Genomic DNA, 23,589 nt, shown 5'->3' on the forward strand with positions numbered 1-23,589 from the left:
TTCCATGAAGAACTATACAAAGGAAGTTAACCCACATTCCTAGAATGTGATGTTAATACCCCCAATCCTTTGAAGATAATTTTACTCGAACGTTAAACCCTACTCAAATGAAATATATTCATAAAATATCGGCAAAAATAGGACTCCCCCTAATCCTATTCATGTTTATGGGAAGCCTAAATGTACTTGGACAAGAGACTGGAACCAATTTAAACTCCAGCAGTACCTATCATAACCAGTTGTTCTTTAATAGATATTTGATCAATCCAACCTTTTCCTTGGTAAGGGAGAACAAATCCTATCTAAATATTTTACATAGAAACCAGTATGCCACTTTTGATGACAACAGCCAGAACTACTTTTTAGGTTTCAGTAACATGTTAAACGATAGAACTGCCATAGGAATTGGTATTTACAGCCAATGGTCCGGTGTAGTACAGGAATTCGGTTTTAATGCCAATTATGCCACCGCGGTAAAACTTGGAAACAAAAGCACACTTACTTTTGGTTCGAATGTTACTTATTTCAATCAAGGATTGGATAAAAACCGAGTGGTAATTTCTGAAGCCGATCCAGAAATTACAGAATCCAGAAAAGAGAGTAAAATTGCCGTACAACCGGGAATCAACCTTTCCATAGGAAAATTCGACTTTGGACTGTATGCAGAGGATTTATTGCGCTACAACCAAACCACGGACGAGTTCCTTACCAATCTTTCCACACGAAGTGTTAAAGCATCCATGCAGTACACACATTCCTTTAATGCTGGTAGGGGATTGTTTGAAAATGCCCGTTTGATGCCTTTGGGCCAAGTGGGTAAAAACGAGGATGGAAGTATGTACTATTTAGGTTCCCTATTATTGGACTTGCCAAATTACGGATGGTTGCAGACAACCATAGACCAAGAGTATGGCATGTCTGCCGGAGTAGGGTTCAATTTCAGTAAAAAAATGTCCTTGGGATATTTAATAGAAAAGGATCTTTCCCAAAATGAATCGAACCTAGGTTGGAACCACGAGGTATCCTTGGCCTATAAGTTCAAGGATGAGGATATGTCAATTACCATTGCGGATCGTTCCAATGATAGTAAGATAGATGCCATTGTTCGCAACTATGAGGAGCAGATTGCCGATTTAATATCGGAAAGGGACAAAACAAGGAAAAAGGAAAAAAGGGAGGCGGAAAAAGAAGCAGCCAATAGAAACCTTGCTTCGGAACCCATTGAAAATGTGGACCCCACCGACTTGGCCTATCAAAACCGATTAATTCTAGATGAACTCATTCTGAGACAGGATTCCATTGAGGAAGCGCGAACGTTGGCCTTTGAAAAAAAGTTTGAGACCATTGTGAGACTATTACGTAACGATATCAAAAATAGTGTGGATTCCAACATTCAAAACTTCAAGTTGGAGGAAAGGACCATGATGGCCGCCAAGAAGATGGAGGAGGAGCATGCGCGTATGGCCGCTGAGGAGGATTTTGAAAAATATAACAAACTGCCCATTAAAATGTTGGGAAGCTCAGATATCTTGGGAGTAAAATCCGGGTATTACGTAATCGCCAATGTATACAGCAACAAAAAGTATTTGAACGCCTTCATGCAAAAATTAAAGGACCAAGGACTGGATGCCAAGCAGTTTTATAATAAGGAAAACGGTTTGTATTATGTCTATCTGGCGGATTACGATTACAAAAGCGAAGCACATAATGCCTATGTATCAAATTTGGGTGGCAAATACAATGATGAAAAGTGGATCATGCAGGTGGACGAGCATACGGCTACCGTATCCAACACTTTTGAGGATGGAGATTCGTATTAAGAAGATTAACAAAAATATAGTAAGGATTGCATACTAGAATCGATATATAAAAGTTTGAGTATTTCTATGTTTGAGTAAATTGTCGACAGAAGGAGGGGTAGTATCCGGGGGGATAACTGGGGCCCCTCCTTTTTATTTTTGACATCATATTTCGATGAAATACATCCAAATTGTGCATTTTAACGAAAAAATACAGGAGTTTATCAGGTATAGTTGTTAAAGAAGTATATTTCGGAAACAAACAGAAATAAACCATTCTTTAACCCCAAATCCCCCAGATTATGGATAAATTTTACCTACAGCTTGCTACCCACAAGCAATCCTTCTTAACGACAAGCCCAAAGCATTTGCTCAACGTGCTTTATTTTTTGAAATGTATTCTGAAACCTATTTGGCATGGACCGTTGCTTGACACAGGGCAACAACGCTGCTAAGACAATTTCGACCTACGCCTTTATTTTTTTCTTTTTTGATTCCAGATGTACCCAGTTTGGACAGGAAGTTCATTTATGGGCTATCCCAAAATAAAAAAGTAAATAACCGCCGTAGGCTACCCAGATTTTACCCAATTATTAACCCCCGGATTTGGTTTCCAAAAGAAACCGAACAGGACAATTTAACTTACTTATGAAAACTCAGGATTTAAAATTTATTATTGTAGAAAAAAACGAACATGAACATGTTAGCTATCTAAACTATCTAAAAGGAGTGGATGGTTTTCAACTTATGGGCATTTATACCTCCGCCAGCAAGGCCCTTAAGGATTTCAATAGAACCAGGCCCCATATCGTTTTAACGGAGGTCGATTTGCATGAGACCAATGGTTTGGATACCATTAAGCTATATCGGAAAAAAGACTGGAACGTAAAGGTGGTGATGATCAGTGAAAACAATGACTTCGAACTTATTAAAAAGAGTTTCAAAAAAGGAGCAAATGGCTATTTGACCAAACCCATGTCCGCAGATAAGTTTAGCCATGCACTGACCAGCGTCAGGGAGGAAGGAGCAACCATCAGTAACGACATCGTTAAACAGGTTGTGTCCAATTTCAATAGGAAATCCTATAGTTTCTTTTCGGAAAGAGAGAATCAAATCGTAGACTATTTATGCAATGGGGCAACCTATAAAATGATAGCTGACAAACTATTTGTTACTACCAGTGCCGTCAATTTTCACATTCAGAATATCTATCTAAAGTTGGACGTAAATTCAAAGTCCGAAGCGTTGAGCAAGCTTGAAAGTCTATAATACCTACTTATGCTTTGGGTAAAGGTCCTTGGAAACAAATCTGGTTTCCTTGGGCCTTTTTCTTTACGAAAAGGGTTTCGATAAATTTTCGTAATTCACGAAAAAATGTAAATATCTAAAAATCAAACTCATAATATTATAAAATGTTGGATTTTCATGGTTTTTAATTGATGTATTGTTAACTAAACTTCCTCCCTATATTCTTTAAGAAGCTAACTTATAGTACTTTTAGGAGACAAAAATCATGTAAAGCACTGTCTGCATATGTACTATTTAGGTTTGGATATTGGTAGTTCCTCAATAAAGATTGCATTGGTCGAAACTGACACTGGCAAAAGTGTAGGCGTTGTCCAGGAACCAGAGACCGAGATGTCCATGCTGGCAATAAAAAATGGGTGGGCAGAGCAAAATCCGGAAGATTGGTGGGGCCATGCCTGCCTTGGTATCAAAAGACTGATCAAAACCCACGATATTTCTTCGGAAGAAATTATCGGGATTGGTATTTCTTATCAAATGCACGGGTTGGTGGTTGTGGACGCGGACAACAAAGTACTGCGCAATTCCATTATCTGGTGCGATAGCCGGGCTGTACCAATCGGTCAGAAAGCTTTTGAAGTGATAGGCGAGGAAAAATGTTCGGAATATCTATTGAACTCTCCTTCTAATTTTACGGCCAGTAAGCTTAAATGGGTAAAGGACAATGAACCTGATATCTTTTCGAAAATCCATAAGTTCATGTTACCTGGGGATTATATAGCCATGCGGTTTTCAGGAAAAATAAATACGACGGTATCCGGACTTTCAGAAGGTATTTTTTGGGACTTTAAGAAAAAGGAAATAGCTTCTTTTTTAATGGACTATTACGGCTTAGATGCCAGTTTGGTACCTGATATTGTGGAGACTTTCGGTATACAATCACGCGTTGATGCAAAAGGGGCGTCTGAAAGTGGTTTACAAGTTGGGACTCCAATATTATATAGAGCTGGGGACCAACCCAACAATGCCTTGTCCTTAAATGTCTTTAATCCGGGCGAAGTAGCCGCTACCGGCGGTACATCCGGTGTGGTATATGCCGTTACCAATAGTCTTTCTGTCAAAGAAAGTGCCAGGGTGAATAATTTCGCGCACGTAAATTATAGTCCCGGAAACGACTCCAGGATAGGAAAGCTCCTTTGTATCAATGGCTCTGGGATTCAGTACCGATGGTTGCTTAATAATCTGGATGTAGCGTCCTATGACGAAATGAACAAATTAGCCGAAGAAGTTCCTGTAGGCTCTGATGGTGTGGTAATCATACCTTTTGGAAACGGTGCGGAACGGATGCTTAACAATCAGGAAGTTGGTACGAGGCTGTTGAACATTAACTTGAACAATCATGGCAAGGGGCATCTATGCAGGGCAGCCTTGGAAGGCATTGCCTTTTCATTTGTATACGGGATGGAAATTATGGAATCCGACGGTATAGAGGTCAATGTGATGCGGGCAGGAAACGACAACCTTTTTAGGTCAAAGATTTTTTCGGAAACCGTGGCCACACTAATTGGATATGATATTGAAATTTATAATACCACGGGTGCCATAGGAGCGGCCAGGGCAGGACTTTTAAAGGATGGCGATTATGAGGTTTTTGGAAAAGCTATCATAGAAAACGATTATATAATGACATTTAAGCCTTTAAGAAATAAGGCAGAATACCAAAGGGCGTATCAGCTTTGGAAGAAGGAATTGGAAATAACAATAAACTACATATAAATCAGTAATAATGGCAGAAAAAGTATATTTCAAAGGAATTGATGCAATTAAATTTGAAGGCAAGGATTCAGATAACCCTTTGGCGTTCAAATATTATAATCCTGAGCAAGTGGTGGCGGGAAAAACCATGCGAGAACATTTTAAATTTGCCATAGCCTATTGGCATACCTTCTGCGGCCAAGGGTCCGATCCATTTGGTCCGGGAACACAGAATTTTGAATGGGACCAATCTTCCGACCCTGTTCAGGCGGCAAAGGACAAGGCAGATGCGGCCTTTGAGTTTTTTGAGAAAATCGGTTTTGACTATTTCTGTTTTCATGATTTTGATCTTATTCAGGAGGGTCCCACTTTTTTGGAGTCGGAAAAAAGATTGAATACCATTGTAGACTACATTAAGGAAAAGCAGAAGGCTAGCGGCAAAAAATTACTATGGGGAACGGCAAACTGTTTCTCCAATCCGCGCTATATGAATGGTGCGGCGACCAACCCTGAATTTAATGTAGTGGCAAGGGCAGGTGCGCAAATAAAAATGGCTTTGGACGCTACCATGGAACTAAATGGTGAAAACTACGTATTCTGGGGCGGTAGGGAAGGTTATATGTCGCTTTTGAATTCCGATATGGGCCGCGAATTGGACCATATGGGACAATTCTTGACTATGTGCAGGGATTACGCCCGTGGGAAAGGATTTAAAGGGAATTTCTTTATAGAACCGAAACCGATGGAGCCCATGAAGCATCAATATGACTTTGATTCCGCAACTGCTATTGGTTTCCTGCGTGAATATGGATTGGAAAAGGATTTCAAGATCAATATCGAGGTAAACCACGCGACTTTGGCGCAGCATACCTTCCAACATGAATTGGCGGTTGCCGGAAAAGCCGGAATGTTGGGTAGTTTGGATGCAAACCGTGGCGATTATCAAAACGGATGGGATACGGACCAGTTTCCAAACAATATCCTAGAAACTACCGAGGCCATGTTGGTATTCTTGGAAGCAGGAGGCCTTCAAGGTGGCGGTATAAATTTTGACGCCAAGATCAGACGAAATTCTACGGATTTGGAAGATATATTCCTTGCCCATATTGGTGGGGCAGATACTTTTGCAAGAGCCCTTATTACAGCCGATAAAATAATAACCTCCTCTGCGTACTCAAGCTTGAGAAAAAAGAGGTACAGTTCCTTCGATTCAGGAAAAGGGAAGGATTTTGAGAACGGTAAATTGGACCTGAACGATTTGTATGCCATTGCCAAGGAGAACGGAGAATTACCTTTAATAAGCGGAAAGCAGGAGCTGTTTGAAAATATTATCAATCAGTATATATAATTCAAGGAATTTTTAATTTAAGAAGGTCTTGATATTCTTCAAGACCTTTTTAGTTTAATGTAAATTAACTCGGGGCAAGCACGCGAGACATTGAAAGATACATTTATTTAAATTTCTACGTATGCGTTTGAGCATCCAAATCTCGATTATCGAGCAATGAAGAAGATCACCCTTAAGGACATAGCGCTTTATTTTGATGTTTCTATATCTACGGTATCCAAGGCTGTAAATGATAGTCATGAGATAAGTAGGGAGCTAAAGCAACGCATTCAGGAGTATGCCAAGGCCCATCATTATAAACCGAACAAACTTGCCCTGAATCTTCTAAATAGGAGCACCAAGACCATTGGGGTCATCGTTCCCAATATTTTGAACTATTTTTTTGTTCAGGTTTTATACGGGATAGAAAAGGTTGCCAATGAAAACGGCTATAATATCATCAGTTGTATAAGTGATGAATCTTATGAGAAGGAGTCCAAAACCCTAGAGTTCTTGGACTCAGGTACCGTGGACGGATTGATTATTTCTTTGGCCGAGGAAACCCAGGTAAAGGAACGGATGGAAGGGCTGCGGGAAATCACGGAGAGTCAGATTCCATTGGTGTTGTTCGATAGGGTTTCCGATCTAATTGAGTGTGACAAGGTAATCGTAGATGATTTTGAAGCTGGGTATAAAACGACCAAATTTTTTTTCAATTTAGGATGTAGGAACGTTGCTTTTGTATCCCCAATTGGTAAATCGAGTGTTGGTAAACTACGGTTGTCTGGTTATAAGAAGGCCCTGGAAGAAGCCGGAATACCTTTTGATGAAAAGTTGGTAGTCAACTTTACCCCAAAAGATGACCTAGACCTACTCATGTCCTTTCTTTTGAACTATAAATCCATAGACGGAATCTTGGGATTGGACGAAATCACGGCGGTGAAAATTCTGCATATCGTAAAATCCCGGGGCTATAATGTACCCAAGGATGTTTCCATAGTTGGTTTCACGAACGGACAACTATCACAATACGTAACGCCATCACTGACCATGGTGAGTCAGCATGGGAAATTCATAGGGGAAAAGGCCGCGGAATTATTAATAAAACGCATCCAAAACCCCGATAGACCTTTCGAGACCAAAGTGGTAAAAACGAGCCTTTTGGTAAGGGACTCCACAAAAAAGTTGCAATAGCTATACCGTATCTGGATGTGGATGCTTCCATTGACCTCTATAAGCGCGCTGCAATTTATCGGTCGCCTCTTGGTCGTCAACAACAGACATGCTGCTTGGGTCATAAATCAATGGTCTACCTAAATCCATGGATAGGTTTGCCAAAATGCAACTTGCAGTGGAAATATGACCTTCCTCAATGTCGGCAACAGGTCTGGTTCCATTGGCAATAGCTTCTAAAAAGTTGATCATATGCCGTCTTGTGGCGGGTGCTGCATTTAATTCATTATCCTTTTCAACCAAATCTTCTGGATACTTTTCTTTTTCATACAATACATCAAAATGCACGGGTTCACCTTCTTTTCCATAGGGGATAAAATCGGCCTTCATGGTACTTCCTTTTAAAACACCTTTTTCCCCATAAATGATAAAGGCCCAAGGGTATTCCGGATCCGCAGGATTTCCCCAACTTCGATGTTGCCATATGCAGTTTATGCCATCATATTCAAAAACGGCGGTCTGGGTGTCTGATATGTTCGACTTTCCATCTTTTTGTACATAAATACCTCCTTCGGAACTAATTCGTTTGGGCCAGCCCAAATCCAACATCCATCGCACGGTATCCAGCATGTGCACGCACATATCGCCCATAATCCCGTTTCCATATTCCCTAAAGGTTCTCCACCATCTTCTGTGCGGAATTCCATCATAAGGTCGCCATGGTGCAGGTCCCGTCCACATTTCATAATCCAAAAAATCCGGCACAGGTTGTACGGGAGGGTTTCCATTGGCCCGCATGTGATAATAACAGCACATTTCAACATGGCCTATTTTTCCCAATAGTTCTTTATCCACAATTTGTTTCTTGGCATCTATCAAATGTGGTGTGCTTTTTCGTTGGGTGCCAACCTGTACTACTTTGTTATATTTTCTCGCAGCGGCCACCATAGCTTCTCCCTCAATGACATCCACACTTATTGGTTTTTGAACATAGACATGTGCACCCGCCTTGAGGGCATCAATGCACATTAGGGCATGCCAGTGGTCAGGAGTTCCAATCAGTACAATATCCAGTTTTTCCTTTTTTAGCATTTCCCTGTAATCAGAGTATAACTTTGGGACTTTTCCGTTTTTTTGCCTTTGCGAAACCAATTCTCCAACTTCGTTTAGAAAATTGGAATCTACATCACATAGGGAAACAACTTCTACGTTGGCGACCTGTATGAGTTTGAACAAATCACTGGTACCGTACCAACCAGTTCCAATGAGGGCCACTTTTTTTGGTTTTTCATCGGCAAAGAATTCAAAACCATAACTACCCATGGATGTCAGAAGGAGGGAAGCGGCTGAAGCACTTTTGATAAAATTTCTTCTCGCTAAAAACTGTTTATCGGTATTCATAATTAGTCGCTTAATAGTATTATGGAGTGAAAAAGTTTTTCGTAAGTTATCAGTTTAAACTTATAATTTGAAGCAAGTCCGTATAAAATTAATCTTTACATTATTAAATATTTATATTTGATTCGTTTAAATTAACAATTCATCATGAGGCGACTGTTTTTAATATTTTTTATATGTTGTGTTTCCGTTGTCAAGGCTGATATAACCCTTCCCAACATATTCTCTAGCAACATGGTCTTGCAAAGGGAATCTTCCGTTGACCTTTTTGGATGGGCTAATCCCGGGGAAGAATTTACCATTACTACCGGATGGGACAAAAAGGAACATTCCATAAAAACACCTATTACCGGAAAATGGAAATTATCCGTGGAAACGCTTGGTGCAGGAGGACCTTTTAGTATTCAATTTAAAGGAGGTTCCAACGAGATTCTTTTAGAGAATGTTCTAATTGGTGAAGTATGGCTATGTTCCGGGCAATCCAACATGGAATGGAGCGCCAATAGCGGTTTGGATAATAAAGAGGAAGCGATAGCCAATTCAGATAAACCAACAATTAGGCTATTTACCGTAGAAAAGAGAACGGCCGAGTATCCCCAAGATGATTTGGACGGGACGTGGCAGGTTTGTTCACCCGAAACCATGCCCGATTTCAGTGCCGTAGCTTATTTCTTTGCCGAACGCCTACAAGAGGAAATGGAGGTGCCCATTGGCTTGATAGACTCCTCTTGGGGAGCTTCCTGTGCCGAAGTCTGGACACCGGAGGAGGAGTTCGTTAAGAACCCGGCCCTACAAGAGTCCTACGGACTTATAAAGCCTAACCCTTGGGTCCCCATTGAAAAGTCGATTCTGTACAACGCCATGATTGCACCCTTAACGGACTTCAAAATAAGCGGTACACTTTGGTACCAAGGGGAATCCAATACGGCCAATGCCGAAACCTATGAAAACACCTTTGGCACGCTTATAAATTCTTGGCGAGATAAGTGGGGGTATGATTTTCCATTCTATTATGTGCAAATAGCTCCTTATAAGTATGGCAGGGAATATGAAGGCGGCATCGTTCGGGATCAACAAAGAAGGATCTTGTCACTTCCCAACACGGGTATGGCCATGACCAGTGATATTTGTACCGTGGACGATATTCATCCTAGAAATAAAAAGGATGTGGGTATCCGTTTGGCAAACATTGCCCTTAAACAACATTACAACGCTTTGGATACAACTGTCTATGGACCTGTGTTCGATAAGGCCGAAGCGATGGCAGATAAGGTAATGGTTCATTTTTTACATAATGAAGGGCTTACCGTAAAAGGAAAAAACCTGGAGCATTTCGAGGTATTGTCTCAGGATGGAATCTGGTATCCGGCAAAAGCGAAAATCAAGAATGGCATTGTAACGGTACAAGCAAAAGAGGTAAAGGAGCCAAAAAGGGTTCGATATGCTTATGGAAGCACGGAAATCGCCAATCTGTTCAATGCCCAAGGTTTGCCCGCTTCTACTTTTATAAGCACGGAGTTGTAATCCCAATTTAATAGTATTCCCAAGATTTTATGAATTAGGGTTAAAAACATCAGGATTCATGAATTTATACCTCCAATCCGTTAAATCGGCCATTAGATTTTGAATTATTCTTTAAATTGTACCATAAACCAAATACCAAGTTATGCAGATAAAAGAATCCTCCGAAGTGTATGATGTAATTATTGTAGGCTCAGGGGCCGGTGGTGGAATGGCCACCAAACAGTTAGCGGATGCAGGATTGAATGTAGCCGTTGTAGAAGCGGGTCCGTTTTTTGACCCCGCTGATCCAAAAACCATGACCCAATTAAAATGGCCATACGATTCGCCAAGAAGAGGGGCCGGTACGGATAGGGCCTTTGGTGAATGGGACCAGTCTTGGGGCGATTGGGAAGTTGAGGGCGAACCATATACCCATGAAGAAGGTACTGAATTTAAATGGTGGCGCGCTAGAATGCTTGGTGGGCGTACCAACCACTGGGGGCGTATTTCGCTTCGGTTTGGACCAAAGGATTTTAAGGGAAAATCCAGAGATGGTCTTGGGGATGATTGGCCCATAGGTTATGAGGACATTAAACCTTATTACGATAAATTGGATAAGTTGATCGGGGTTTTTGGAACCAAGGAAGGTAGGGAGAACGATCCTGATGGGTTTTTCCTTCCACCTCCTAAACCAAGATTACACGAATTATTCTACATAAATGGAGCCAAGAAAACCGGTATTCCTGTAATTCCCGGAAGACTTTCCATGTTGACCAAAAGAATCAACAACGAAAGGGGCGTATGCTTCTATTGTGGCCAATGTGGTCGCTCCTGTCAGGTTTATGCCGATTTCTCCGCAGGAAGTTGCCTCATCTTTCCGGCTCAAAAAAATGGAGGCAAGGTAAAACTCTTTGTCAATTGTATGGTGCGCGAAGTGACTACCAATGAGGAGGGCAAAGCGACGGGTGTTTCTTACATCAATAAGGAAGATAGAAAGGAATACAAATTAAAAGGTCGGGTGGTCGTTTTAGGGGCGTCTGCATGTAGTTCTGCGCGGATACTTCTTAATTCCAAAAGCAAACAACATCCCAATGGATTGGGCAATAGTAGTGATGTAGTGGGTAGGTATTTGCACGATTCCACCGGTGCTAGTGCTGCAGGTGTGATTCCTGGTTTATTGAACCGAAAGGTCTCCTACAATGAAGATGGCGTGGGAGGTATGCACGTTTATTCTCCATGGTGGGGAGACAATTCCAAACTGGATTTCCCAAGAGGATATCACATAGAGGTCTGGGGAGGTATGGGCCAACCCAATTACGGTTTCGGCTTTGATCCCAACGGCATGAATAAGTTTTTTGGTCTAAAGGTGGGAGGATATGGTGATAGTTTACGGGACGATGTGAAGAAATATTATGGATCGGTCATTGGCTTTGGAGGCCGCGGTGAGGCTATTGCCTTTAGGGAAAACCGATGCGAAATAGACCCCACCACCGTGGATAAATATGGTATTCCCGTACTGAAGTTCAATTATAAGCACTCACAGTATGAAATCAATCAAGCCAAGCACATGCAGGACACTTTTGAGGAGCTTATCCATAATATGGGCGGTATTCCGTTGAGTGAAAAACCTGGTAAGGACCAAAACTATGGACTCTTGGCGCCCGGTCAGATTATACATGAGGTGGGAACTACCCGTATGGGAGATGACCCAAAAACTTCGGTCACTAATAAATTCCAACAATTGCATGACTGTGATAATGTTTTCATTGTGGATGCAGGGCCGTTCGTTTCGCAAGCGGACAAAAACTGTACCTGGACCATTATGGCCTTATCTTGGAGGGCATCGGACTATATCATTGATCAATTGAAGAAACAAAATATTTAAGAATATGGACAGAAGAAAAAGTTTACAGACCTTAATTCTTGGTGGTGCCGCTGCCAGTTCCGGTTTGGTTTTCAATGCATGTAAAACGGACAAAACGGAAGCCGTAGACCAGGCGATCACGGAAAGTAGCGATAAATATTTTGGAAGGACACCTGAAGAGCTGGAACGTTTGGAAAAGCTTCAAGCAGAGCAACTGTTCAACGAACATGAAATGGAGACTATTGCTGCCTTAAGCGTAGTTATTCTTCCTCCAAAAGAGCCCCATGGTGGCCCAATAGAGGCAGGCGTTCCAGAGCTGGTGGAATTTATGGGCAAGGATATCCCTGAAATGGCTCCAACACTTCTGGGAGGTCTTATGTGGCTGGATCATAAAAGCAATACGGAGTTCGGCACCGAGTTCAAATCGGCCACCTTGGAGCAGAAAAAACAAATCTGTGATGCCATTTGCTGGCATGATACGGAGAAACCTTTGGATGAACAACCTTTGGAAATCCAGTTTTTCTACATGATGCGTGGCTTAACGGTAACAGGTTACTATACATCAAAAGTGGGAATTGCAGATTTAGGTTACAAGGGCAACCAGCCCAATGTCTGGGACGGGGTTCCACAGGATGTCTTGGATCAGCACGGCGTTGCGTACGACCCGGAATGGATTGCGAAATGTGTGGACCAAAGTAAACGAAATGAAATCGCGGAGTGGGACGATGAAGGCAATCTACTCACGTAAATAAAAGATAATGAAAAAGTATCTTACGCTACTGGTAATTGGCTGTATAGCTATCACTACGAATGCTCAGGAAGTCGGGTTGCAATTGTATAGCCTTAGAAATCAATTCAAAGACGATGTCCCAGGTACTTTGAAGCTTATCAATTCTTGGGGTATTTCAAAAATTGAAGGAGGTGGGACCTATGGCATGCCCATGGAAGACTTTCAAAAGCTTTTGAAAGACAACGATTTACAGGTTGTGAGCATTGGAGCGGATTTTACTGATTTGGAAAACAATGTGGAAAAAGTCATACAGAACGCCAAGGATTTTGGAGCGAAGTATGTCATGTGTGCATGGGTCCCTCATGACGGAAATAATTGGGGATTGGAAGAGACCAAACATGCCACGGATGTTTTCAATAGTGCCGGAAAGCGATTAAAGGAAGAAGGGCTTACTTTGGCCTACCATGCCCACGGTTATGAATTCAGGCCCTATGATGAGGGTACCTTCTTCGACTATATGGCCAAAAATGCCACCGATTTTACCTTTGAGCTCGATGTATATTGGGCGAAGCACGGCGGTGCAGATCCCGTGGCCCTCATGAAAAAGTATCCAGGGAAAATGACCTTGTTGCACCTAAAGGATATGGAACATGGGGTAAAGGGTAATAATACCGGTCATGAGGACGTGGAAACGAATGTGGTGCTGGGTACCGGTCAGGTGGATATTGCCGGAGTGGTGGCTGAAGCCAAAAAATTGGGTCTGGAATACATGTTCATTGAGGATGAATCAAGCCGAGTGGTGGAACAGGTTCCAGAAAGTTTAGAGTATTTGAAAAGTTTAAAGTAGTCCAAAATTAATAGATTGAGTTAAAGCCGTTCAATGGAAACTTTGAACGGCTTTTTGTTTGTAAAATCATATATTTATGGGAATATCGATTTAATTCTATGCCTCCTAAATATCTGATTACCCCTTTACTAGCTTTTTTATTTTTTGGTTGCGCCGATAAGGCAAAGGAAGATCCAAATATGGACTCCCATAACCTACCCAACATTGTTTGGTTGGTGGCGGAGGACCAATCCCCGGAATGGTTTCCCATGTATGGGGATTCTACGATTTCCTTGCCAAATTTGGAATCCCTTGCCAATGACGGGGTCGTATTTACGAATGCCGTCGCCCCGGTTCCCGTTTGTGCTCCTGCCCGAAGTGCCTTGATAACGGGCATGTATCCCACAACCTTGGGAACCCATAATATGCGGACGTATACACCTTGGCTGGCGGTTAATCAGCCAACATTGGACAGTTTACCCAGTTATTCCCCCATCGTTCCCGAAGGTGTAAAGATGTTTCCGGAATACTTACGAAAAATTGGATATTATACCGCCAATGGCCCCAAGGAGGATTACAATTTTGAAAAGACCGATGCCGCTTGGGACGAGAGCAGCGGGGAACGCCATTGGAGAAAACGAAAAGAAGGTCAGCCATTTTTTGCCGTTTTCAATTATTCGGTTTGTCATGAGTCCCAAATTTGGGCCAGGGGCAAGGATTCCCTTTTTGTCGACCCAAATGCATTGACTGTGCCAACCTACTTTCCGGATACCGATGTGGTACGTCATGATTTGGCAGTTAACTACAGCAATCTCAAAAGATTGGATAATCAGGCAGGAAAAATTTTGGACCAATTAAAGGAGGACGGATTGTATGAAAACACGATCATTTTCTTTTACGGGGACCATGGAGGGCCCTTTCCTCGTCATAAAAGGGCATTGTACGATACCGGGGTAAAAGTACCATTAATCATAAAATTCCCTAATAATAAAAATGCTGGAAACTATGATGACCGTTTGATAAGTTTTATCGATTATGCCCCAACACTACTTTCGCTAGCAGGTATTGAACCGCCAAAAGTCATGCAGGGCGTGGCACAGTTTGGTCAATATCAGGTTGAGAAAAAGCCAAAATATACATTTCACACATCGGATCGGTTTGATGAGATTTATGACCGATTACGCGCCGTTCGTAGCAAGCGTTTTAAATATATCAAAAGCTATAATACCCATTTGAGCCATGCTTTGCCAGTTTCGTATAGGGAGCAAATGCCGATGATGCAGGAATTACGAAAACTATTTGATGCCGATAAATTAAATGGAGAGCAAGCGGCTTGGTTACAACCGAATAAACCTGGGGAAGAACTGTACGACTTGCAAAAGGATCCATATGAACTGTACAACCTTGCAGGAAATCCGGATATGCGGGATACATTAACTTTCTACAGGAATATCCTGAACGAGTGGATTAGGGAAAGCAAGGATTTGGGCGATATACCAGAGCGGGAACTTATCGCCAAATGGCTTCCCGATGGAAAAGCAAAGCGTTTACCTCCCTTAGAAGTAGTAATGAAAGATTCCGTCCTCCAATTGATTTCCCCACAAAGGGACGCGACGATTGTCTGGAAAAATCCCCAAGATTCCATTTGGAATGTCTACACAAAACCATTACCCAAAGATTTGATTTTTGAGGCCAAAGCGGAACGGATTGGTTATCTGGATAGTGATGTTTTGAGAATAGAATAGGTTCGCTCTATTCAGTTCATAAGATTTGTTAATAATACCCTGCTTTTTGTAAGGCCGAACTCAATACCAAGACACTACTTTCAAAACTTTTTTTGAGCAAGGTATCGGCATCCATGGTATCCCAATAGCCTTTATTGAATAGTTCTACAGAAAATCCACCCCTAAATCCCGCTTCATACAGTTTTGGAATGATGGAATCGTACGGGCAAACCCCTACTCCGGGTAGAACACGGTCGGCATCCGTTAATTTATCATAGGAGGGTTCAGAGGGATAGTCGTTCATGTGCATTACGGGCAATTTGGCACCGTTGAGTACATCGACCGTATCCCAGGAATTTCCACCGCGGTGCACGTGATAGAAATCCAAAAGTAGGGATGCCTTGGGATGGCCCGTTGCTATAATGATCTGTGCACAGTCAGACACCTTATGCAAGGCCCCCATGCCCCAAAGTTCTAGGACAGGAATCACCCCGGTTTCCGCCTCCAAATCGAGAATAGCCCTATAACGTTCCGCATATTCGCCCATCTTGGAAGGTTCCAACTTGGAAATTCCCATAACGGGTGCCGCGATATGTTCGCCGCCCAATTCCTTTATGATCGTCATCTCCTTTCGGAGTTGTTCCAGGGCGTTCTTCCTTTTTTCAGGGTCATCACTGCACCATTCCGAAAAACCAATGATATTTTCGAGTTTCAGGTATCCGACCTGCAATTTTTCCTTTAAGGCTTGCGTGGTGCCGCCTTTTTCCAAATAAGCCATAACGTCGCGCATCCAAAGTTCTATACCATCAAACCCAGCGGCCGCTACCTTTTCAATCTGCACATCAACAGGTAACTTGTAAGCCATTAAGGTGGAAGTGTTTAGGCTTACCCTGAAAGGTAGGGAATGTTTGGGTTCCTTTGCACCCCAACCGGCCTCCGGTACAAAGGAATTGCCAAAGGCCAATCCTGATGAAGCCGAAACGGCGAATAGGGTTCCTGTTTTCAATAGGTTTCTGCGGGAAATATTGTTTGACGACATAAAAATGGTTTAAGTGAGCACAAAATAGAAAAAAGGATTCACTCTATGCGTTCAAAATGTAAGAGACGAACATCTGGACCTGTACTTTTTATTCGATCTAGTTTTAGGACTAGGGGCATTCTACCGGCATCCAATTCCAGTACGCCCAAATTCAACGGTTTAAAATCCTTTACATAGGATTCCATACGGGCTACCCTGTCGTTTTCCATGCCTTTGAGCGGCGGGTCGTAGACTTCTGAAATTGTGGTCTTTAAGGTTTTTTTTCCTTGTTGTAGCAGGATTTCGGTACCCTCATTTCCCTCCGGTAGGGTATAATATAAGGTAACCTGATATTTGCCCTTTTTCAAGGTTTCAATATCCCAGTAAATCGAATCCTTGATCTGGGTCCAATTCGTGAAGAACGTGTTGTTGGGGAATCGGTTACTTCGCTCAATTTCTCCCGTTGCCATTGCATCCCTGGCGGGTAGTTGGGTAAACTTAAAATTGGGATGGCCTAAGGTAAAAGGTCGGTCGTCGGTTTCCTTGGTGAGCGGCGGATATTTTGACAGCCATTTCAGTTTTTCTTGTAGCAACGAATCCTGAATTTTGGGTAGTTTTTCGGCAATATCCAATTTTTGTCCGGGGTCGTTTACCATATCGTACAATCGGTTTTCATCATCCAAACGGTATTTTTGGGATCTGAGACTGGTGCGACCGGCCCAGTGGTTGTAAATGATACGGTCCTTGTAGGCCGAATTTGGTTCGAAAATCCAAGGGGCAAGATTTACACCGTCGGCTTTAAATTCATTTTCGGATAAATCCAACAACCCCAATAGGGTAGGGGTAATATCTACGGACCCACCGATTCTGTCTACTCTGATACCCGGTTTGATATGGTCTTTCCATCGAATATAAAAGGGCGTTTTAACACCGCCTTCATCGGTTGCACCTTTCTTGCCCCGCAATCCCCCGTTCCACCGCCATCCATTGGGACCATTATCGGATAGATATATGACAATCGTGTTTCCCTCCAACCCAAGCGTTTTCAAATGCTCTGAAATCCGACCGACATTGACGTCAATATTTTCCACCATGGCCAAAGCGGCCCATGTAAATTGAGTGTCTTCCTCCTCTGGATTTTGGTAGGCCATGTTCAGTTCCTTGTCTTTAAATCGGTTCCAATACGCATCCGGTACCTGCATGGGACTATGGGGCGTATTCAAAGGAAGATAGACAAAGAAGGGTTCATTTTTGTGGGTTTGAATAAAGGAGATGGCATGATCGGTAAGGTCGTCTGCTAAAAAACCGTTTCCTCTAACCACTGCTCCGTTATGTTCCAACATAGGGCTAAAATAGTTGCCCCAGTGCCCCGAAGCGAATCCATAAAATTCATCAAAACCCCTAGCGTTGGGATGATATGGCGGTTGCATGCCGTTGTGCCATTTTCCAAAGGCGGCGGTTTTATATCCGTAGTTTTTTAAAATATCGGCAATTGTAGGAACCCCAATGTCCATCCGCTCTCCGCCTGCCGAGGTATCATGCACCCCAAGTCGGGTAAAGTATTTTCCAGTCAAAAGTTCCGCTCGGGTAGGGGAGCAGACAGGTTGTACAAAGAAATTGGTAAAGGACACCCCATTCCTGGCAATGGCATCGATATTAGGGGTGTTCAGATTGGTATTGCCATGAAAGCTCAAGTCGCCCCATCCTTGGTCATCTGCCATGATAAGGATTACATTAGGTCTCTGAACTTTTTTTTCAGAGGCATCCTGAGTCACTTCCTTACAATTGGTCAAAAGTAAAAGAAGCAAAATAACGGAGGTACCTATTTTTAAAATCCTGCACATGCCATATTATTCCTTAATCGCCAATCCCACCATGGAATCTGCCGTTCCATAATATAGAAACCATTGGTCCTTAAAATAGACCAATCCTTGAATAAAGGTGGTTCCAGCTTTGTACTGCCCGCTAACTTCATGTGGGAGACTGGGGCAAATGAAAGGAGTTTCGAGTCGTGCCAACAACTGGGAAGGATTGTCCTTGTCAAATAACACCTGGCCGCCGCAGTAGGTGCCTTCCGGATATTGGTCGGTTGCACCTTCCCCCGATAGATTCTTTCCGTTGTACAATAATAGAATACCATTTTCAGTAAATAAGGCTGGTGGCCCAGGTTCCGTTAAGTGACTATCGAATTCGTTCAAGGTCGGTTTAAAAACATGTAGCAGCTCCCCATTTTCATCGAGTAGGGGTGTCCAGTCTATGCCGTTTTCACTTTCGGCAAGGTTTACAAAAAGTTCCCCCCAATACATGAGGTATTTGCCATCGAATTTTTTTGCGATCAGGCGCCCATTGATTAGTTCGGTGACCACGGAACCGGATTTACTCCATATATCCAAGAATTTACCGTCGTAGGCCTTTTGAAATATGGGGCCATGGTTGGTCCAATTTTTCAAATCATCTGAAGACGCTACGGAAAGTCGGGCTACATCCTGGTTCCAACTAGTGTAGTACATTAGATACTTGCCATCAGGTGTTTCTACGATCCTTGGGTCTTCCATGCCCCCAGGATAATCCCATTTCTTGAATTCGTCATCTAATGGAAAAAAAACGGGTTCCGGGTATTTGGTAAAGTCGATTCCATTGGTGCTATAGGCCAGCCCAATTCTTGAAGTTCGTCCACCCAAGATAGCATCGGGGTTGTCCTCTGCTCTAAATAGCAGAAATACGGTATCGTTCTTTACAATGGCCCCAGGATTGAATACATCCGCTTTTTGCCATTGAACCTCATTCCCTGTCATCGGGTCCGTAAATACAAATGTAGAGTCCGGAATCATGATGGGGTTTTTATCGGCTTTTTCAAAACCCAGCATCCATTTGGATAGGGGTTCCGGTTCGTCTTGTTTTGTTTCGGTGGATTTGTTTTTACAACAGGTAAGCAAAGCAAGCAGTACTACGGGGAGAATTCTAGAAGACATGTTTTAGGTTTTTGTTTGACTGTGAGTTGTTAAGGTACTAATAATTCGATGTAGGCCGAAGGAACAATTTGGAAATCAGTTTTGAATACTTTGATCTTCTAGGAAGTTGATCTAAATAAATGTATTTTAAACTCCTCAAAACCGAAGATGAAACATTTTTTTTACAGCTTTGTTCTACTCTCTTTTTTATCCTGCAAAAATGGTGTAAAGTCCGAAAAGGAAGAAACATCCAACATAGTAGAAAAGAAGGAGGTTAAGGAAATCATCCAGGACGAAACAACAGAATCTCCACAAGTACATTTAAAGTCCTTTGATGGATTGGCGGATACCACCTTTATTCGTTTGGCGGACTTTAGTGATGATTTTGCCTATGACATGCGCTATGCCACTGAAAATAACTTCTTAAAGGCCAAGGTGTATGAATGTGCCGAATGCTACACCCGTGTAAAGACGGCCAAGGCGTTAATTGCCGCGAACAAGGACTTTATGGATAATGGAGTAAAAATAAAGTTTTACGATTGCTATCGACCAAACTCCGTGCAGTACAAAATGTGGAAGATCGTTCCCAATCCCCAATATGTGGCAAATCCTGTAAAGGGATCCATACACAATAAGGGAGGGGCCGTTGACATTACCTTGGTAAATATGGAGGGAGAAGAATTGGATATGGGAACCGATTTCGATTTTTTTGGTAAAAGGGCCTATCATGACAATATAGACCTTCCCCAAGAGATTCTGGACAACAGAAAGCTCCTTAAGGAAACCATGGAAAAACATGGATTTTGGTCCATTAGAACGGAATGGTGGCATTATAATCTTGCATCGGCATCCAACGAAAAAATAGCCGACTTTAAATGGGATTGCGAATAAATAATTCTAAAAACAATTGGACAAGACGGACAATAACCAATTTTAAACACATGAAAAATATATTTTATAGCGCCTTACTGTTTATGGCCTTAACAGTACAGTCTCAAGACACCATAATGCCTTTATGGCCCGATGGAAAAATTCCGAATCAACTAAAAACGGATGAAAAGGAAATCCATAAAAATGAAGGTATTTTAATAATCAGTAAGGTACAGAAACCTACCATAGAGGTATATCTGCCTTCACAAAGAAATGCTACGGGAGAAGCTATGCTGATATTTCCTGGTGGGGGCTACGCTGTTTTGGCCTATGATTGGGAAGGTAGGGATATCGCAAAGTTCTTGAATAGTAAGGGAATCGCAGGCATCGTTGTTAAATATAGACTTCCATCTGATGCTACCCAGACGGATAAGCAAAATGTTCCCTTAATAGATGCGCAAAGAGCCATGCGACTTGTTCGTTCCAAGGCCGAAGCATGGAACATAAAAAAGGATAAAATTGGGATTATAGGATTCTCTGCGGGCGGACATTTGGCTTCTACCCTGGGTACTCATTTTGACGAGAAGGTATATGCTATAGTAGACGAGGCGGATAATGAAAGTGCGCGCCCGGATTTTATGGCGTTGGGGTATCCTGTGATTACTTTTGGACTCAACACCCACGGTGGATCTAAGAAAAATTTAATTGGAGAAAACCCATCGGAAGCAATGGTGGAACACTTTTCCAATGAAAAGCACGTATCTTCTAATACGCCACCTACCTTCCTGATTCATGCTGCGGATGATGGGGCGGTACCTGTAGAAAACAGCTTATTGTTCTTTCAAGCCTTAAGGGATAACGGTGTCTTTGCTACCATGCATATTTATCCAAAGGGTGGACACGGTTTTTCGTTGGCTAGGAATGATAATCACTTGAGGGGCTGGACGGAGCGACTGTTTGAATGGATAGAAAGTCTACGTTAGGCTAAAATTTACAAAAAGATAGGGAGTAATCTATTTTACTTTTTTATTTTTGCCATCCAATTTCGGGATGTAGCCCTTCGACTGCGCTCAGGATAAACTGCACTACAGGATGTTCTAAGTCATTTGAAAAACTACGGGACCAACCCAAAAGTTGGTGTTTACTTATTGAAATTCGGGATGTAGCGCAGTCCGGTAGCGCACTCGGCTGGGGGTCGAGTGGTCGCAGGTTCAAATCCTGTCATCCCGACTTAATGTAAAAGTGAACTGTGAAAACAGTTCACTTTTTGCTTTCAAAGGGGTCCCAAACTAAATTTGTGTACGAATTTGAAAGCAAAAAGTACAGAGGCGTGAGCCTTCACTTTGTAATTTGCAATAGCGACGTAAAAGGATTCTGTAAATCCTACTAAATGGAAAACATCGATGTTTCTATTCCCAGTATTTGATGTAAAAAAATTCTGTAAACCCTGCTATTTCTAAAACATCCAAAGCTTTCTGTGTAATCAGTTTTATTCGGTTTTATGTTGTAATAAATTGATTTTAAGGCTTATAAAAACGGAGATTACAAATGTATTAATTGTAAGGCGTCGTAGAATGCATATAGTAACGATGAGTTACTTCAAAAAGTAATTTTAAAGGAAGCGTGCAAATGATAGGTCACTTCCCACCATTCGCCTGTAAATCAGCAATACAAAATGTATCCAAAGAGGGAATGGAACCTCCAGTTAACATGTTTAATAACCCTTCTCCTGTTTCGGCGGTCCAGAACATAAGACAGTTATCATCTGTACAATGCCTTCCATGCGCTGTATCTTGGTGATTCGTCTGCATATCTGTTCCTGCATTGACCAAACCAAGTAAGTGTCCTACCTCATGATTGACTACTACAGATTCTAAAGTGGTCAAACTTGGAGCCAACGGCTGGTTGCTAAATTCTCTAATGGTCTGCCCGAAGATTACAAAGGAGGTGTTTCGATAGGCCACACCTAGAACCGAACCGTTTTCCGTGTTTTGATCATACTCACCATCCAAGAATAATCCGCTAACCGTAATCGTTCCTTGCTCATTGAATTTACTACGATGGGTATCCTCTATATTTCTAATATCCTGTATGGAATATACTTCTTGGCTTTCGTTTTCAACCTGTCTTTGAACAATTTCAACACCCTGTGGTTTGTTCAAACGGGCTTCCAAGAAGTCCTTGAAATTAACCAAGGTTGAAGCGGTAGGTTGTAAATTGTCTACATACAGTATTTCCACAACCAACTTCTCAAAACTGTTGGATGATAAAAGGTCGTTTGCGGAATCCCCTACACCTTTTTTATTTGCGGAAGTGTCCACTTCTATAGGGTTTCCATTTTCATCTTCAACAACTACCGTGTTATTCTCCGAATCTTTTGAGCAGGAAATCGTTACAGCAAACAATAGGAGGAATAATTTTAGATTTTTAGTGTTCATAGAAATTGAATTAGCAGCGTAGACATATAAATAGCAGTTGTATTCCAAACGTGATTCATCCACTGAAATTGTATCTGTGTTCTAATTCAAAAAAGACAAAGAATCCCAGTCCCGGTCAGGTCACCATTAGATGTTCATCAGGTTGCAATGGTAAGATTTTAGGTTGGAACTTTTATAGAGCTAGGCAGGTCGTTGTTTATATTATCTTTTGGATAATAAGCGCCTAAATATTTTTTAAAGAATTCAGTTGCGTCCTTTATCTGGAATTTTTTAGGATAAGGTGGAAGGGCTGTTTTTAGGTATTCTCCATGGCATGCCATTCCTTAGTTACAACAATGATCCCATTGTAAACCAAATTTTCCATTAGCATGATTTTGTAGTTATGTTCGTCTATCTTTATTTTTCATTCATCTACAGTAAAATACCATCGGTCGAAAGCTATTCATAATTATGGTATCTTCATAGGATATTTGTTCGCTACGCTAAACATACACTTATGCACATTTTACTAATAGAAGATGATTCTATAGAAATCATGAAGTTGGAGCGCACCGTGAGTAAGCTAGAGGTAAATCATAAAATAACCCAAGCTAAAAATGGAGAGGAGGCGCTCCAGTTTCTTAATTCTGATAACAGGTTGCCCGATATTATTTTGTTGGACCTGAATATGCCCCGGATGAGCGGCATAGAGTTTCTGAAAATTCTTAAGGAAGATGATAAGTTACGTTATATACCAACCATCGTTCTTACAACATCGGAAAACAGGGTCGATTTATTGGAGTGCTATAAAGTAGGTATCGCAGGATACGTAATAAAGCCTCTAAAATATGAGGACTATGAGTATAAGCTTAAGCGCGTTCTTGAGTATTGGGACATCAATGAATTGGTCAAAGCCTAGTTAAAAAGACCATTTCACAACAAAATTTTAGCACCCTGTATTACTTTTCTTACTTTTAAACTGAATTAAT

The 23,589-nt window shown here is 41.8% G+C and carries 18 protein-coding genes and 1 tRNA gene; 14 read left to right on the plus strand and 5 right to left on the minus strand.

Annotation, left to right across the window (positions count from 1 at the left end):
• The first annotated feature begins 107 nt into the window (after window positions 1-107).
• From DZC72_RS09740 to DZC72_RS09760, 5 genes are all read left to right on the plus strand, one after another.
• Window positions 108-1,820: a PorP/SprF family type IX secretion system membrane protein gene (locus DZC72_RS09740; protein WP_125222749.1), complete on the plus strand. Its 1,713-nt coding sequence runs from the start codon at window positions 108-110 to the stop codon at window positions 1,818-1,820.
• A 627-nt stretch (window positions 1,821-2,447) separates the two neighbouring features.
• Window positions 2,448-3,068, plus strand: coding sequence for a response regulator transcription factor (locus DZC72_RS09745; RefSeq protein WP_125222750.1), 621 nt, complete (start codon window positions 2,448-2,450; stop codon window positions 3,066-3,068).
• Between the two features lie 264 nt (window positions 3,069-3,332).
• A complete protein-coding gene (locus tag DZC72_RS09750; RefSeq protein ID WP_125222751.1) occupies window positions 3,333-4,820 on the plus strand; it encodes a xylulokinase in 1,488 nt (495 codons plus the stop codon).
• Window positions 4,821-4,830: 10 nt separating this feature from the next.
• Window positions 4,831-6,147, plus strand: coding sequence for a xylose isomerase (xylA, locus tag DZC72_RS09755; RefSeq protein ID WP_125222752.1), 1,317 nt, complete (start codon window positions 4,831-4,833; stop codon window positions 6,145-6,147).
• A gap of 156 nt (window positions 6,148-6,303) precedes the next feature.
• Window positions 6,304-7,320: a LacI family DNA-binding transcriptional regulator gene (locus tag DZC72_RS09760; protein WP_125222753.1), complete on the plus strand. Its 1,017-nt coding sequence runs from the start codon at window positions 6,304-6,306 to the stop codon at window positions 7,318-7,320.
• On the opposite strand, the gene DZC72_RS09765 is transcribed toward DZC72_RS09760, so the two are convergent.
• Window positions 7,321-8,700 (minus strand): Gfo/Idh/MocA family protein, encoded by a 1,380-nt coding sequence (locus DZC72_RS09765; RefSeq protein WP_125222754.1) that lies wholly within the window; start codon window positions 8,698-8,700, stop codon window positions 7,321-7,323.
• A 144-nt stretch (window positions 8,701-8,844) separates the two neighbouring features.
• Between DZC72_RS09765 and DZC72_RS09770 the strand changes: the two genes are divergently transcribed.
• The 5 genes from DZC72_RS09770 to DZC72_RS09790 all read left to right on the plus strand — a co-directional run bounded on the left by DZC72_RS09770 (window position 8,845) and on the right by DZC72_RS09790 (window position 15,365).
• Window positions 8,845-10,221: a sialate O-acetylesterase gene (locus DZC72_RS09770; RefSeq protein WP_125222755.1), complete on the plus strand. Its 1,377-nt coding sequence runs from the start codon at window positions 8,845-8,847 to the stop codon at window positions 10,219-10,221.
• A gap of 142 nt (window positions 10,222-10,363) precedes the next feature.
• On the plus strand, window positions 10,364-12,085 hold the full coding sequence (locus DZC72_RS09775; RefSeq protein WP_125222756.1) for a GMC family oxidoreductase: 1,722 nt from the start codon (window positions 10,364-10,366) through the stop codon (window positions 12,083-12,085).
• 4 nt (window positions 12,086-12,089) lie between these two features.
• Window positions 12,090-12,812: a gluconate 2-dehydrogenase subunit 3 family protein gene (locus DZC72_RS09780; RefSeq protein WP_125222757.1), complete on the plus strand. Its 723-nt coding sequence runs from the start codon at window positions 12,090-12,092 to the stop codon at window positions 12,810-12,812.
• A gap of 10 nt (window positions 12,813-12,822) precedes the next feature.
• Window positions 12,823-13,641 (plus strand): sugar phosphate isomerase/epimerase family protein, encoded by an 819-nt coding sequence (locus DZC72_RS09785; RefSeq protein ID WP_125222758.1) that lies wholly within the window; start codon window positions 12,823-12,825, stop codon window positions 13,639-13,641.
• 98 nt (window positions 13,642-13,739) lie between these two features.
• Window positions 13,740-15,365, plus strand: a complete 1,626-nt coding sequence (locus tag DZC72_RS09790; RefSeq protein WP_125222759.1) for a sulfatase family protein — start codon at window positions 13,740-13,742, stop codon at window positions 15,363-15,365.
• Window positions 15,366-15,393: 28 nt separating this feature from the next.
• Here the strand turns inward: DZC72_RS09790 and DZC72_RS09795 are convergent, their stop codons facing one another.
• The 3 genes from DZC72_RS09795 to DZC72_RS09805 are packed head-to-tail and all read right to left on the minus strand — an operon-like array spanning window position 15,394 to window position 19,334.
• Window positions 15,394-16,383, minus strand: coding sequence for a sugar phosphate isomerase/epimerase family protein (locus DZC72_RS09795; RefSeq protein WP_125222760.1), 990 nt, complete (start codon window positions 16,381-16,383; stop codon window positions 15,394-15,396).
• A gap of 38 nt (window positions 16,384-16,421) precedes the next feature.
• A complete protein-coding gene (locus tag DZC72_RS09800; RefSeq protein ID WP_125222761.1) occupies window positions 16,422-18,206 on the minus strand; it encodes an arylsulfatase in 1,785 nt (594 codons plus the stop codon).
• Between the two features lie 6 nt (window positions 18,207-18,212).
• Complete coding sequence (locus DZC72_RS09805; protein WP_125222762.1) at window positions 18,213-19,334, minus strand: glycoside hydrolase family 130 protein; 1,122 nt, start codon at window positions 19,332-19,334, stop codon at window positions 18,213-18,215.
• A 147-nt stretch (window positions 19,335-19,481) separates the two neighbouring features.
• On the opposite strand from DZC72_RS09805, the gene DZC72_RS09810 reads away from it, so the two are divergent.
• From DZC72_RS09810 to DZC72_RS09820, 3 genes are all read left to right on the plus strand, one after another.
• Window positions 19,482-20,204, plus strand: coding sequence for a M15 family metallopeptidase (locus tag DZC72_RS09810; RefSeq protein ID WP_125222763.1), 723 nt, complete (start codon window positions 19,482-19,484; stop codon window positions 20,202-20,204).
• A 50-nt stretch (window positions 20,205-20,254) separates the two neighbouring features.
• Window positions 20,255-21,166, plus strand: coding sequence for an alpha/beta hydrolase (locus DZC72_RS09815; RefSeq protein ID WP_125222764.1), 912 nt, complete (start codon window positions 20,255-20,257; stop codon window positions 21,164-21,166).
• Between the two features lie 173 nt (window positions 21,167-21,339).
• Window positions 21,340-21,413 (plus strand) — tRNA-Pro (locus DZC72_RS09820).
• A 407-nt stretch (window positions 21,414-21,820) separates the two neighbouring features.
• Here DZC72_RS09820 and DZC72_RS09825 read toward each other — a convergent pair.
• Window positions 21,821-22,621 carry a membrane metalloprotease gene (locus tag DZC72_RS09825; protein ID WP_243641712.1) on the minus strand — a complete coding sequence of 267 codons (801 nt, stop codon included), beginning with the start codon at window positions 22,619-22,621 and terminating at the stop codon, window positions 21,821-21,823.
• A gap of 496 nt (window positions 22,622-23,117) precedes the next feature.
• On the opposite strand from DZC72_RS09825, the gene DZC72_RS09830 reads away from it, so the two are divergent.
• A complete protein-coding gene (locus DZC72_RS09830) occupies window positions 23,118-23,519 on the plus strand; it encodes a response regulator (protein WP_125222765.1) in 402 nt (133 codons plus the stop codon).
• The last annotated feature ends 70 nt before the right edge of the window (window positions 23,520-23,589 follow it).

The sequence above is a fragment of the Maribacter algicola genome (assembly GCF_003933245.1).
Taxonomy (GTDB): Bacteria; Bacteroidota; Bacteroidia; order Flavobacteriales; family Flavobacteriaceae; genus Maribacter; species Maribacter algicola.